We start from the raw sequence: 12,257 nt of genomic DNA, 5'->3' as shown, positions 1-12,257 counted from the left end.
TCGCGCGGCTGGGGGCCGCGGCGGGGGGTCGGCGGCGTTTCGATGAGTTCGTGCTCGGCGGCCGGTCTACCGGATGTGGACGCCAAGACACCCGCCGTGCTCGTGTTGTCGGGTCCCGTCTCCCGGGGCGAGATCGCGTCGCTGTGCGCCGAGGTCCGCGCGCTTGTGCGGGACAGCGGCGCCCGCGTCGTCGTGTGCGACGTCGGCGGGATGGGGCCGCCGGGCCTCGGGGCCGTCGACCTGCTGGCGCGGCTTCAGCTCGCCGCCCGCCGGGCCGGGGGGCGGGTCAGGCTGCGCGCGGCCAGTCCGGCGTTACGCGCCCTGCTCGACATGGTCGGCCTGGTAGGTCCGGCCGGGCTCGCCTTCGAGACGGAGGGGGAGCCCGAACAGGGGGAACAGGCGCTGAGCGTCGAGGAAGCAGTGGAACCCGGTGATCCGGCCGCCTGACATCTCCAGCACCTGCACCGCCCACGGGGTGAAGCCGCCCCCGTCCGGATCCGGCCGGTAGTGGGCGAAGCCCGGCAGGCCGTTGGCCCGCACCGGCAGCAGGCGCGAGCCCGCGCACCCGGCGCCCAGCGTCGTCATGAACCCGGTGATGTCCGCCGGACCCGTCAGCCACAGGTCGAACGGCGGCATCGTCATCACCGCGTCCTCGTGCAGCAGCGCGGTCAGCGCCGTCATGTCGTACCCCTCGAACGCCGTCACATAGCGCTCCAGGAGCTTTCTCTGCTCGTCGTCCAGCGGGTCGGACACGTCCGCCTGGTCGGCCTCCGCCGCGGCCCGCTCCGCGAGGGTGGCGCGCGCCCGCTGCAAGGCGCTGTTGACCGAGGCCACGGTCGTGCCGAGCAGCACGGCGACCTCGCTGGCCCGCCAGGCCAGCACCTCGCGCAGGATCAGCACCGCCCGCTGCTTGGGCGGCAGCCGCTGGAGCGCGGCCATGAAGGCGAGCCGCACCGACTCCTTGGCGACCGCCGCCTCCGCCGGGTCCTGCACGCAGGGCAGCACCCGCCCGTCCGGCACGGGCTCCAGCCAGGTGCTGTCCGGGCGGGTCGACAGCGCCGCGCCGGCCAGCGGCGCCGACTCCGTCAGATCCATCGGCCTCGCCCGCCTGCCGCCCGCCGCCAGCATGTCCAGGCAGACGTTCGTCGCGATCCGGTACAGCCAGGACCGCAGGCTGGAGCGGCCCTCGAAGGCGCCGTGCCCGCGCCAGGCGCGCACCAGCGTGTCCTGCACCGCGTCCTCCGCCTCGAAGGACGAGCCGAGCATGCGGTAGCAGTAGCCTGTCAGCTCGGTCCGGTACTCCTCCAGCTCCGCGCCGAGGTCCGTCGCCGTCGCCGTCGCCGTGCCGTCGCCCATCGTCGTCCACCCGCCCCTGCCGTTCCCGGCCGGGACGCCTCGTCGCGCCCGGCACTTCGGAAGCTATCGCAGCCCACTGACAACGGCCCCCGGAGCGGACGAGACAGCAGGTCAAAGGGGGTGCGGGGCCCGCGCGGTCAGGCGGTGGCGGGCGCCCGGCGGGCGGCGCGCGAGCCCAGCAGCGTGATCGCCGCGACGCCGAGGACCGCCACCAGGCCGACGCCGACCGTGCCGGACCACCCCTGGGCGCGGAAGGCGAGGGCGCCCACCGTGCTGCCCGCGCTGGAGCCGATGTAGTACGCGGACTGGTAGAGGCCGGACGCCTGGGCGCGCCCGTGCGCCGCCGTCTTGCCGACCGCCGAGGAGGCGACCGTGTGCCCGGCGAAGAAGCCCGCGGTGATCAGCACCAGACCCCCCACCACCAGCGGCATCGAGGCCGCCAGCGACAGCAGCAGTCCGGCCGCCGTGGTGGCGCCCGCCAGGTACAGGGCGCCCCGGCGGCCCAGCCGGCCCACCAGCCGGCCCGCCGTCGACGCCGATGCCGTGCCCACCAGGTAGACCAGGAAGATCGAGCCGATGAGGCCCTGCGGAAGGGAGAAGGGCGGCTCGGTCAGGCGGTAGCCGATCACCGTGTAGACGCCGCCGAACACCGTCATGAACAGCGCGCCGATCGCGTACAGGCGGCGCAGCAGCGGGTTCGCCAGGTGGTCGCGGACCGCGCCCGCCAGCACGCGCGGGCGCAGCGAGCCCGCCCGGAAGTGCCGGGGCGCGGGCAGCAGCAGCCGGAAGGCCGCCGCGCAGAGCACCGCGAGCAGCCCGATCGCCCCGACGGCGACCCGCCAGCCCCACTCCTGGGCGACCCAGCCGGTGATGATCCGGCCGCTCATGCCGCCCACGCTGTTGCCGGCGACGAACAGGCCGATCGCGGTCACCAGCGCCTTCGGGCGGACCTCCTCCGCCAGATACGCCTGCGCGGAGGCCGGCAGCCCGGCCAGCGCGGCACCCTGGAGCGCGCGCAGCGCCACCAGCGCGCCCAGCGACGGCGCGAAGGGCGCCAGCAGACCGACGGTCACCGCGACCGCCAGCGACGCCGTCATGACCGTACGGCGGCCGAAGCGCTCCGACAGCGCGCTCATCGGCAGCACGAACAGGGCGAGGCCCCCGGTCGCCGCCGCCACCGTCCAGCTCGCCTCGCTGGCCGGCGCCCCGAACTCCCCGGAGATCAGCGGCAGCAGCGCCTGCGTCGAGTACAGCAGCGCGAACGTCGCCACCCCGGCGAGGAAGAGGGCGAAACTCATCCGGCGGTAGCCGGGGCCGCCCGGCGTCATCCGGGAGTCGGCGGCGTCGGCGGAGGCGGCCGCGGAGACGGCTCCAGAGAAGGAGGCGGAGGAGGCGGGGGCCGGGGAGGAGGCGGGGGCCGGGGAGGAGGCGGGGGCCGGGGAGGAGGCGTCGGACGAGGAGGCGTCGGCGGTGCGGGCCGCGGGGGCGGCGCCCGCGACGGCGGACGCCCCGGTGGCGGCGGGGTCGGCGGCAGACATGCGTCGACCGTAGGAAGGCGGACGCTGATCCGTCCAATGCAGGGAATCGGGATAATCGTTCCCATGGCGCATCAGCACAGCTCACAGGCAAAGCGTCCCGCCTCTGGCGGCGCCCAAGGCGTCGAACGCGGCAGCGAGGAGGTCGCGCGGCTGCTCGCGCCGCGCCTCGCGCACTTCGCCGGCGTCGCCCGCACGGAGCACGTCACCCGGGCCGCGCAGGAGATGGGCGTCCCGCAGTCGACGCTCTCCCGCGCCCTGGTCCGCCTGGAGCAGGACCTCGGCGTCGCCCTGTTCGCCCGCCGCGGCCGGACCGTCTCCCTCACCCCCGCCGGACGCACCTTCCTCGGCGCCGTGGAACGCGCCCTGGCCGACGTCGAGCGCGCCGCCGAGCAGGTGCGCGCCGACGCCGATCCGGCCGCCGGCAAGGTCGCCTTCGGCTTCCTGCACACCATGGGCGCCGAGACCGTGCCCGCGCTGATCCACGCCTTCCGCGCCGACCATCCCCGGGTCCGCTTCAGCCTCGTGCAGAACTACGCCGAGGCGATGCTGGAGCGGCTGCGCGCGGGCGAGCTGGACCTGTGCCTGACGTCTCCGGTGCCGGACGCCCCCGACCTCGTCGCCCGCCGTCTCGACGAGCAGAAGCTGCGCCTGGTCGTGCCCGCCGACCACCGGCTCGCCGGGCGCCGCCGGATCCGCCTCGCGGAGACCGCCGAGGAGGCGTTCGTGACCCTGGAGCCCGGCTACGGGCTGCGCCGCATCACCGACGACCTGTGCCGCGAGGCGGGCTTCGTCCCGCGCGTCGCCTTCGAGGGGGAGGAGACCGAGACGCTGCGGGGCCTGGTGGCCGCGGGGCTGGGCGTGGCCCTGCTGCCGCCGCCCGCCGTGCCCCGCCCGGGAGTCGTCGAGCTGACGGTCACCGCCCCGCGCGCGGTGCGCGAGATCGGCGTGGCCTGGCTGGCGGGCCACCCGGACACGCCCCCGGTGGCGGCCTTCAAGGAGTTCCTGCTCTCCCGGAGGGGCAGGCTGCTGGCCTGAACCGTCGCCGCCGCGCGCCGCTCACCCGAGGCCGCCGTCGGCGGACCGGGCGCCGACGGCGTCCAACGCGGCCCACGCGGCGTCGTCGAGCTGGATCGATCCCACGGCGACGTTCTCCTCCAGGTGGCCGGGGTGCGTGGTGCCCGGGATGAGCAGCGTGTTCGGCGTGTGGTGGAGCAGCCACGCGAGGCCGACCTGCGAGGGAGTGCGGCCGAGGGAGCGCGCGGCGGCGACGACGGCCGGATCGTCGATCACCTTCGGGCTGCCGGGGAAGAGGCCGCCGAGCGGGAAGAACGGCGTCCAGGCGATCCGCTCGTCGACGCAGAGCCGCAGCATCTCCTCGTCTCCGCGCGACAGCACGCTGTAGGAGTTCTGGACGCAGACGATCCCGGCGCGAAGGGCCCGGCGCAGTCCGTCGAGCGTGACGCCGCTCAGACCGATCCCGCCGATCTTGCCCTCGTCCCGCAGCGCGGACATCGTCGCGAGCTGGTCGTCGAGGTCCACCGCCTGGTCGCCTTCGGCGCGCAGGCCCGGTCCGGCGTCCAGGCGGCGCAGGTTCACCACCGGGATCTGGTCGAGGCCGAGGGCGGCGAGGTTGTCCTCGACGCTCGCCCGCAGTTCCTCCGGTCGCTGAGCGGGACGCAGGCCGATGGCGCCGCCTGGATCGGCGTCGGCGCCGACCTTGCTGACGATCACGACGCCGTCCTCCGGGCGGAACGCCTCGCGAAGCAGTCCGTTGACGAAGCCGTCGCCGTAGAACTGGGCGGTGTCGACGTGGTCGACGCCGAGCGCTACCGCGTGCCGCAGAAGGGCGATCGCGGCCTGGCGGTCGCCGTGCAGGCGCTCCAACTGCATCGCGCCGTATCCGATGCGGGAGACCGTCCGGCCGCCGATCGTCCCGGCCCCTCCGGCGCGTGGGGCGCCGGTGGCCGTGAGCGAGGAGGAGGGAGTGCCGGCAGTGGTCATGGGAAACTCCGTTCTCATGAAATGCTCAGTGAAGCGGAGGATCCTCCGCTTCACTGACTGTAACACTATTACCGGAGGGTCCTCCGTTATGAGTTCCGCCGACCCGACGTCCCCCGGACCCGGCCCCGGGAAGAAGCCGCGCGTCCCTCGCGCCGACGCACTGCGCAACCGCGACCGGCTCGTCCAGGCCGCCCGTACCGCGTTCGCCGCCTCGGACGCCGCCGTTTCGCTGGAGGCCGTCGCTCGCGAGGCAGGCGTCGGCATCGGCACGCTGTACCGCCACTTCCCGACGCGCGAGGCGTTGGTGGAGGTCGTCTACGCCGCCGAACTCGACGACGTCACCGGCAGCGCCCCCGCCCTGCTCGACGAGCTGGCGCCGGACGCCGCGCTGCGCGCCTGGATCCAGCGCTACGCCGCGTTCGTCGCGACGAAGCGCGGCATGGCCGACACCCTCCGCGCCGGCTGGGCCTCGGGACGGATCGCCCCGCCCACCACCCGCGCACGCGTCACCGACGCCATCGCCACGATCCTCGCCCGCGGCGCCGAAGCCGGTTCGCTCCGCGCCGACGTCGAACCGGAGGACGTCACCGTGATGCTCCTCGGGATCTTCCTCGCCGACACCGCCGACGACGCCTCCTCCGAGAGGACCGGACGACTGATCGACCTCGTCATGGACGCCTTGCGACCGAAGCCGATTGGCTGACCCCCTTTCAGGGAGTCAGGCGCCGTCCGGCTGGCTCACCGTGCCGAACTCCGGTTCGCCAGGGCCGGGCGGCGGCTACCGCTGGCGCAGCGACCGGCCGAATCCGGCCGCCAGCGGCATCCGCAGGCCCAGCGGCGGCGGGGCGGCCAGCGCGTCCTGGACCGGCCGGGAGAGCGGCCGTCCGAACAGCGTGCCCACGACGAAGTCGGCGACCAGGGAGCTGACTTCGTCCCGGTACTGGCGCAGTCCGTGCCGGTCGGCGTGCACCTCGAACCGGCACACGTCCCGGTTCGCCTTCTTCGCCCGCGCCGCGTACCGGAAGGACAGCTCGGGGTCGGTCCGCTCGTCGTTCGTGCCGTGCACGATCAGCACCTTGCGCCCGACGAGCTGCTTCACCGGCTCGGGGGAGGCGGCGACGTCGTCCTCGGGCAGCCAGGGGGCGATGGCCGCGACCGAGCCGACGGCGTCGTGGCCGCCCGCCCGCAGCGCCGCCCGGCCGCCCATGTCGAGCCCGGCCAGGCACACCGGCACGTCCCCGTAGCGCCGTACGGCCTCGTCGGCCGCCCAGGCGGCGTCGTGCGCGAGGTGCGCCTCGCCGCCGTTCCAGCCGCGGTAGCGGTAGCGGACCACGTGGACGGCCAAGCCCTCGTCGCGTGCGGCGCGGACCAGTCGGCGGCCGAGCGCGCGCAGCGCGGCGGCGGCCGGTCCCGGGGAGGGTCTGCGGGCGGAGACCTCCTGGCCGCCCGGGAGCAGCAGCACCGCTCCGCTCACCGTGGCCGGCTGCGGGCCGATCGTCCTTCCCAGCCGGGCCGTGCGAGTCGGCGTCGTCGCTTGCTGTGCCATGGCAGAACAGTGTCAGAAGCGCCGACGTACGCCACCCGTCCGTGCGGTCACCGTTGCGTATCGACCGGATTCGCACCCTCCTGGCACGCGTCAGGCGGCCGCCGTCCCCTGCGGCGCCCTCTCCTGCGCCGCCGTCCCCTGCGGCGCCGATCCTCCCGCGCCGAGCTTCCCCGGGGCGGCTGCGCTGACCGCGCGTCATGTCCGCGGCCGACAGGGGCCGTCCGCCGACGTCCCGGACCGGAAGCGGCGTCCTGAGCCGCCGGAATTCGAGCGTCTTGTCGACGCATTCGGTTGCACGCTCGACGATCGGCGGATCTCCCGTCAATGCGATGAAAGCGAAGTTCCCACCTTTCAGTGAACGGCTGGCGATGATCAATGACGTGCGCGGGCCCGGACGGACGGCGCGCCGCCTTCCGTGTGGCCGTTTTCCCCGGCGGCTCCCACCAGCGGTTCTGTACCGCAGCGGAGGCGAACGAGGGGCGGCAGAACGGGAACTCGACGCCTAGCGGCTTCACCGTCCGCCTGCATTTCGGTGTTTGCGCCCCGCGCTGTGAAATGTCTACGGTCGTGGACCGCTTGGTCCCCCGTTTTCCACTCAAGGACGCACTTTGATGAAGCAGTCTGCCGCCAAGACCCTCGGAGTCGCCGCCCTCGGCACCGCTTTCGCCGCCGCGGGCGCGGGTGCCGCGAACGCCGCACCGGCCCTCCCCGACGCCGGCCACGCGCTCAACGCCGTCGGCCAGGAACTCCCGGCGCAGAACGTCACCAAGTCGCTGCCCGGAGCCGGTCAGGCGCTGAACCAGGCCAGGCCCGCTGTTCAGACGGGTCTGGCCGCCGCCCAGCCGATGGCGCAGAGCATGCTGACGCACGGTCCGACCAAGCCGGTCTCCGGCCTGCTCGGCGGTCTGCCCGTGCAGAGCCTGCCCACCCACGGCCTGCCCCTGAACGGCCTCCCCCTGGGCTGAGCGCCGCCACGGCGCCCAGGACGCTGGGCTGAGCCCCGCCAGGGCGCTCAAGGCATCGGGCTGAGCCCTGCCATTGCGCCCAGCCACCGCCGGAGCGTGCCCCTGCTCGAGGACATGCGGTCAGGGCGCGTTCCGGCGTCGTCTCGCCCCGGTGCTCCCCCCCCCCCGGAACCGGCTACCACGCCGAGGGCGCGGCCCGCTCCTCGGAGGGCAGCAGTATCCACAGCGCCAGGTACAGCAGGAACTGCGGTCCGGGCAGCAGGCACGACAGCAGGAAGATCACCCGCATCGTCGTGGCGGAGACGCCGAAACGCCGGGCCAAGGCAGCGCAGACTCCGGCGATCACACGGCCGTGGGCAGGGCGGACAAGGGCGGTCATCGTGACGCCTTTCATGAGCCGTCGGTGCGGGGCCTCCTGGGCGGCGCCCCATCTGACCTCCACATTACGGAGACGAAGGCGGCAGCGCGTCGCCCCATGGAGTGATCCCGACCCTGGGAATCGTCGGGGTGCGACCCTGAACCGCACTCTCCTCGCGAACTGCCCGTGAGGCCCGTCGCCCCTTCCTGCGGCGCAGAGCGGCCCGCGCCGCCGGGACCACCGCGAGGTGCGCCAGCACCACCCCCGCGGTGTTCAGCAGCAGCGTGTCGACGTCCACGACGCGGCCGGGCACCCCGGTCTGCAACAGGGCGACGCCCACTGAGATCAGGGCGCCCGCCGACGCCGTGCGGGCCAGGGACGCCACCGGGGACGTCAGCAGCCTGCCGTGCGCCATCGGCAGCAGCACGCCCAGCGGGGCCAGCAGGCCCAGCCCCTCGCCGATGCGCCGGACCGCCTCGGGCCAGCCGAGCGCCAGGTCGGCGCGGACGGTGGCGCCGGGGCGCAGATTGGCCGGCATCACCCAGGGGACGTCCAGGGGACGCAGCATCAGCCAGGCGACGAGCCCGAGGTGGGCGACGAGGAGGAGAGCCCCCGCCGCGCGGATGCGGATCGCGGCGCTGCCGCCGGAGCCTTGACGCTGCACGCCCACCAAGACGTGCCACCCGGCATGATCGGTTCCCCTTCCCACGGGAGCGGGGGCGGCCCGGTTCCGCGGGCGGAGGGTTGGCCGAGCCGACCGTCCCTTTCCCGAGCCGACCGTCCTATCCCATGGGAGCGGAGGCGAGCCGGGGAGATGCCCGGTCTCCCGCCCGGGACCGAGCCCCCGCACCGGCCGCCCGAAGGCCGCACCCGCTCAGCCGCAGCCCCTGCTCGGCCGCCGCCCCCGCTCAGACGGCGTCCGTGCTCAGCCGGAGCGCCTGCTCAGACGGCGTCCGTGCTCAGCCGCAGCGCCTGCTCAGCCGCAGCGGCTTGCTCAGACGGCGTCCGTACTCGGTCGGCGTCCTTGCTCGGCCGCAGCCTCCCCGCTCGGCCGCAGTGTTTGCTCAGACGGCGTCCGTGCGCAGTCGCCGCCCCCGCTTAGACGGCGTCCGTACTCAGCCATAGCGCCTGCTCAGCAGCAGCGGCCTGCTCAGACGGCGTTCGTTCGCAGCCGCAGCCGCAGCCCCTACCCAGCCCGAGCTTCCGCTCAGCCCCAGCTCCCGCTCAGCCCCAGCCCCCGCTAAGCCGCAGCGGCCCGCTCAGCCAGCGTCCCCGCGCAGCCGCAGCCCCGCTCAACCCGCCCCCGCCGCCACCTCCGTCGACTGCGGCGGTGTCGTCGCGGGTCGGGAGCGCAGGGCGTCGGTGCACGCGTAGCGGCGCGGCCGGGCGGCGCCGGGGCCGCCGAGGACCACCGAGCCGTCGCCCTGGGCGGCGGTCGAGTCGGACAGCGTGCAGACGATCTGCGCCAGGGCGTACGCGGCCAGGTCCGCCGGGTCGACGCTCAGCCGCAGCGTGTCCTCCGGGTCCTTGGCGCCCGGCCCGGCCGCCGTCACACCGGCCGGCACGTGCGTGGCGTACCCGGCCGCCCTCTCGCCGGCCGACGGCGCCGTGGCGAGCTGCTCCAGCAGTCCCCGCGCCACGATCACGCGCCGCCGCGCGTCCGCCGTGCCCTCCGGGACCCGCACCACGCGGTCGACGGTCACCAGCGAGGCGCCGCACAGCAGGAACACCTGCACCGGCACCCCGCCGGCGGTCTGCGCGGCCGGGTCCGGCTGGGACAGCGAGCAGGGGGCCCGCGACGGCGCGGCGCCGAAGTCGGTGGGCACCTGCGTGGGCCGGATCCCGCACCCGGCGAGCAGCGGCGCGAGCAGCAGGGCGAGCAGTGCCAGCGACGGCAACGAGCGCGCGGCGGACGCGGTGCGCCCGCCTGTGCCGCGGTCCCTCATCGCACGCCCCCCCTCGAGCCGCCGTCCCCGTCCCCGTCCCGCACTTCACCGTCCCCGTTCCGTACTCCGCCGCCGTCCCCGTCCCGCACCCCGCCGCCGTCCCGCACCCCGCCGCCGTCCCGCACCCCGCCGCCGTCCCGCACCGCGCCGCCGCTTCCGCCACCGTCGTCGGCGTCCGCCTCCTCGGTGAGCGCGGAGGCGTCCCGCGGCAGTCGCAGCGTGAACACCGCGCCGCCGTCGGGTGAGTTGGCCGCGGTGATGTCTCCGCCGTGGATGTGGGCGTTGTTCAGGGCGATGGACAGGCCCAGCCCGCTGCCCTCGGAGCGGGGCCGGGATGCGCTCGCCTTGTAGAACCGGTCGAACACGTGCGGCAGCACCTCCTGCGGGATGCCGGGCCCGTGATCGCGGACCTCGATGACCAGGTCCGCCGCCTCCCCCGTGTCGCCCTCCTGGGCTGCCTCGCCGCCGGACGTGCGCACCGACACCCGCACCGACACCCGCACCGGCGAGCCGCCGTGCTTGAGCGCGTTGCCGATCAGGTTGGCGAGGATGACGTCCAGCCGCCGCGGGTCCAGCCGGGCGTGGATGCCGCGCTCGGCGTCCAGCTCCACCGCGTCCAGCCACGCGCGGGCGTCCACGCAGGCCGTGATCTGGTCGGCGACGTCTACGTCGTCCAGCACCAGCCGGGCGGTGCCCGCGTCGAAGCGGGTGACCTCCATCAGGTTCTCGACCAGGTCGTTCAGCCGCCGGGTCTCGCTGACCACGAGCCGCACCGCCGGTTCGATCATCGGGTCCATGCCGCCCCCCTCGGACTCCAGCTCCTCCTCCAGCACCTCCGTGACGGCGGTGATGGCGGTCAGCGGCGTCCGCAGCTCATGGCTCATGTCCGCGACGAACCGGCGGGAGGACTCGTCGCGGGCGGCCATGTCGGCGACCCGCTTCTCCAGCGCCTCGGCCGCGTTGTTGAACGTACGGGCCAGATCGGCCAGTTCGTCGGTGCCGGACACCTGGAGCCGGGTGTCGAGCCTGCCCTCGCCGAGCCGCCGCGCGGCGACGCCCAGCCGGTGCACCGGCTTCAGCACGGTCGTCGCGGCGGCCTGCGCCAGCAGCGCGGCGCCGACCAGCGCCAGCGCGGTCGCGATCCCCAGCGACCAGGCCAGCGAGTCGAGGTCCTTGGCCTCCGGCTCCAGCGACTTGAGCATGTATCCGGTCGGACCGCCGCCGATCACCCGCGTCCCGGCCACCAGATACGGGGCGCCGTGCTCGGTCACCCGCTGCCAGTACAGGTGGTACGGCGCCGCGCTCCGGGAGGAGTCCGGCTGCCGCTTGTCCACGGCGGTGCGCAGCGCCAGGGGCACGTCGTGCAGCGAGAAGCCGCTCAGCCCCTCCGAATTGCCGTACGCCTCGCGGCCGTTGGCGTCCTGACCGACCAGCAGCACGCTGAACCGCTGGCTGCTGCCCGCCATCTGGTCCGCCGTGCGCTGCAACTGGTCCTGCGTCGGGTGCACCGGCAGGGCGCCCGCGCGGTTGCGCATCTCCTGCTGGAAGTCGCGCAGCACCGCGTCCTGGGCGCGGTTCAGCACCGCCTCGCGGTTGAGCCAGTAGGCGATGCCCGACGCGGACACGGCGGCGGTCAGCGCCACCAGCGCGAAGACGACGACGAGTCGCAGCCGCAGACTGGTGAACGGCAGTCGGAACAGCGCCCCCTTGCGCCCCGCGCCCCAGCCGCGGAGCCTCCCGTGCCGATCCGTCACTGAGGGGCGTCCAGCCGGTAGCCGACGCCGCGCACCGTGCGGATCAGCTTCGGGGACGACGGCACGTCCTCGACCTTGGCGCGCAGCCGCTGCACGCACGCGTCCACCAGACGCGAGTCGCCGAGGTAGTCGTGCTCCCACACCAGGCGCAGCAACTGCTGCCGGGACAGCGCCTGACCGGGGCGACGGCTCAGCTCCAGCAGCAGCCGCAACTCGGTGGGCGTGAGCTGGAGATCCTCGCCGTTCTTCGTCACCGTCATCGCCGACCGGTCGATGACGAGGCTGCCGAAGGCCGCCGCGTCGTTCGACTCCCGTTCGCCGCGCCGCAGCACCGCCCGGATCCGGGCGTCCAGCACCCGCCCCTGCACCGGCTTGACCACGTAGTCGTCGGCGCCGGACTCCAGGCCCACCACCACGTCGATGTCGTCGCTGCGCGCGGTCAGCAGGATGATCGGCAACTGGTCCGTGCGCCGGATCCGCCGGCACACCTCGAAACCGTCGATGCCGGGCAGCATCACGTCCAGCACGATCAGGTCCGGCCGCTGCTCGCGCAGCAGCTTGAGACCGTCCTCGCCACTGGCAGCGGTCGCCACCCGGTGCCCCTGGCGCGTCAGCGAGAGCTCCAGGGCGGTCCGGATGGCGTCGTCGTCCTCGATCAGCAACAGGGAAGGCACGGCCTCATTCTGGCTCATGCCGCAGCGGGTTTCGACACCCGGAGCGCTCCCGCGCCCCCGCCTCGGACGACGGCCGGCATGAGGAACCGCTGTGACAGGTCTGTGACGATCGGCGGACA

12 protein-coding genes and 2 pseudogenes are annotated in these 12,257 nt (G+C 74.6%); 5 read left to right on the top strand and 9 right to left on the bottom strand.

Features of this window, described 5'->3' with window-relative positions; translation table 11 throughout:
• Positions 1–42 precede the first annotated feature (42 nt).
• Positions 43–282, top strand: a pseudogene (locus ABZ861_RS02400) (hypothetical protein); the annotation flags it as partial.
• A gap of 30 nt (positions 283–312) precedes the next feature.
• On the opposite strand, the gene ABZ861_RS02395 reads toward ABZ861_RS02400, so the two are convergent.
• Together ABZ861_RS02395 and ABZ861_RS02390 are read right to left on the bottom strand one after the other, a co-directional pair.
• Complete coding sequence (locus ABZ861_RS02395) at positions 313–1,356, bottom strand: sigma-70 family RNA polymerase sigma factor (protein ID WP_361622261.1); 1,044 nt, start codon at positions 1,354–1,356, stop codon at positions 313–315.
• Between the two features lie 137 nt (positions 1,357–1,493).
• Positions 1,494–2,684: an MFS transporter gene (locus ABZ861_RS02390; RefSeq protein ID WP_361622458.1), complete on the bottom strand. Its 1,191-nt coding sequence runs from the start codon at positions 2,682–2,684 to the stop codon at positions 1,494–1,496.
• A 273-nt stretch (positions 2,685–2,957) separates the two neighbouring features.
• Between ABZ861_RS02390 and ABZ861_RS02385 the strand changes: the two genes are divergently transcribed.
• Entirely contained in the window at positions 2,958–3,929 is a 972-nt protein-coding gene (locus ABZ861_RS02385) for a LysR family transcriptional regulator (RefSeq protein ID WP_361622258.1), read from the top strand.
• 21 nt (positions 3,930–3,950) lie between these two features.
• Here ABZ861_RS02385 and ABZ861_RS02380 read toward each other — a convergent pair whose 3' ends face one another.
• Positions 3,951–4,895: an aldo/keto reductase gene (locus ABZ861_RS02380; protein WP_361622255.1), complete on the bottom strand. Its 945-nt coding sequence runs from the start codon at positions 4,893–4,895 to the stop codon at positions 3,951–3,953.
• A gap of 88 nt (positions 4,896–4,983) precedes the next feature.
• Here ABZ861_RS02380 and ABZ861_RS02375 point away from each other — a divergent pair, with 88 nt between their 5' ends.
• Entirely contained in the window at positions 4,984–5,598 is a 615-nt protein-coding gene (locus ABZ861_RS02375) for a TetR/AcrR family transcriptional regulator (RefSeq protein WP_361622252.1), read from the top strand.
• 75 nt (positions 5,599–5,673) lie between these two features.
• Here the strand turns inward: ABZ861_RS02375 and ABZ861_RS02370 are convergent, their stop codons facing one another.
• Positions 5,674–6,441, bottom strand: a complete 768-nt coding sequence (locus ABZ861_RS02370) for an alpha/beta hydrolase (protein ID WP_361622249.1) — start codon at positions 6,439–6,441, stop codon at positions 5,674–5,676.
• A gap of 262 nt (positions 6,442–6,703) precedes the next feature.
• Between ABZ861_RS02370 and ABZ861_RS02365 the strand changes: the two are divergent.
• Both ABZ861_RS02365 and ABZ861_RS02360 read left to right on the top strand, forming a co-directional pair.
• Positions 6,704–6,836, top strand: a pseudogene (locus ABZ861_RS02365) (adenosine deaminase); the annotation flags it as partial.
• A 216-nt stretch (positions 6,837–7,052) separates the two neighbouring features.
• The gene (locus tag ABZ861_RS02360; protein WP_361622246.1) at positions 7,053–7,406 is read left to right on the top strand and encodes an ATP-binding protein; all 354 of its coding nucleotides are present in this window, start codon (positions 7,053–7,055) and stop codon (positions 7,404–7,406) included.
• 175 nt (positions 7,407–7,581) lie between these two features.
• Here the strand turns inward: ABZ861_RS02360 and ABZ861_RS02355 are convergent, their stop codons facing one another.
• The 5 genes from ABZ861_RS02355 to afsQ1 all read right to left on the bottom strand — a co-directional run bounded on the left by ABZ861_RS02355 (position 7,582) and on the right by afsQ1 (position 12,138).
• Positions 7,582–7,785, bottom strand: coding sequence for a PspC domain-containing protein (locus ABZ861_RS02355; protein WP_361622243.1), 204 nt, complete (start codon positions 7,783–7,785; stop codon positions 7,582–7,584).
• A gap of 64 nt (positions 7,786–7,849) precedes the next feature.
• Positions 7,850–8,428 (bottom strand): VanZ family protein, encoded by a 579-nt coding sequence (locus ABZ861_RS02350; protein WP_361622240.1) that lies wholly within the window; start codon positions 8,426–8,428, stop codon positions 7,850–7,852.
• A gap of 628 nt (positions 8,429–9,056) precedes the next feature.
• Positions 9,057–9,710 (bottom strand): hypothetical protein, encoded by a 654-nt coding sequence (locus tag ABZ861_RS02345; protein ID WP_361622237.1) that lies wholly within the window; start codon positions 9,708–9,710, stop codon positions 9,057–9,059.
• Positions 9,707–11,464: a HAMP domain-containing sensor histidine kinase gene (locus ABZ861_RS02340; protein ID WP_361622234.1), complete on the bottom strand. Its 1,758-nt coding sequence runs from the start codon at positions 11,462–11,464 to the stop codon at positions 9,707–9,709. The genes ABZ861_RS02345 and ABZ861_RS02340 overlap by 4 nt, the downstream gene beginning before the upstream one ends.
• A complete protein-coding gene (gene afsQ1 / locus ABZ861_RS02335; RefSeq protein WP_361622231.1) occupies positions 11,461–12,138 on the bottom strand; it encodes a two-component system response regulator AfsQ1 in 678 nt (225 codons plus the stop codon). Before afsQ1 ends, ABZ861_RS02340 begins: the two co-directional genes overlap by 4 nt.
• Between the last annotated feature and the right edge of the window lie 119 nt (positions 12,139–12,257).

Source organism: Streptomyces sp. NPDC046985, from assembly GCF_040644415.1.
Classification (GTDB): Bacteria; Actinomycetota; Actinomycetes; order Streptomycetales; family Streptomycetaceae; genus Streptomyces.
This window is presented reverse-complemented; position numbering and strand designations above follow the sequence as displayed.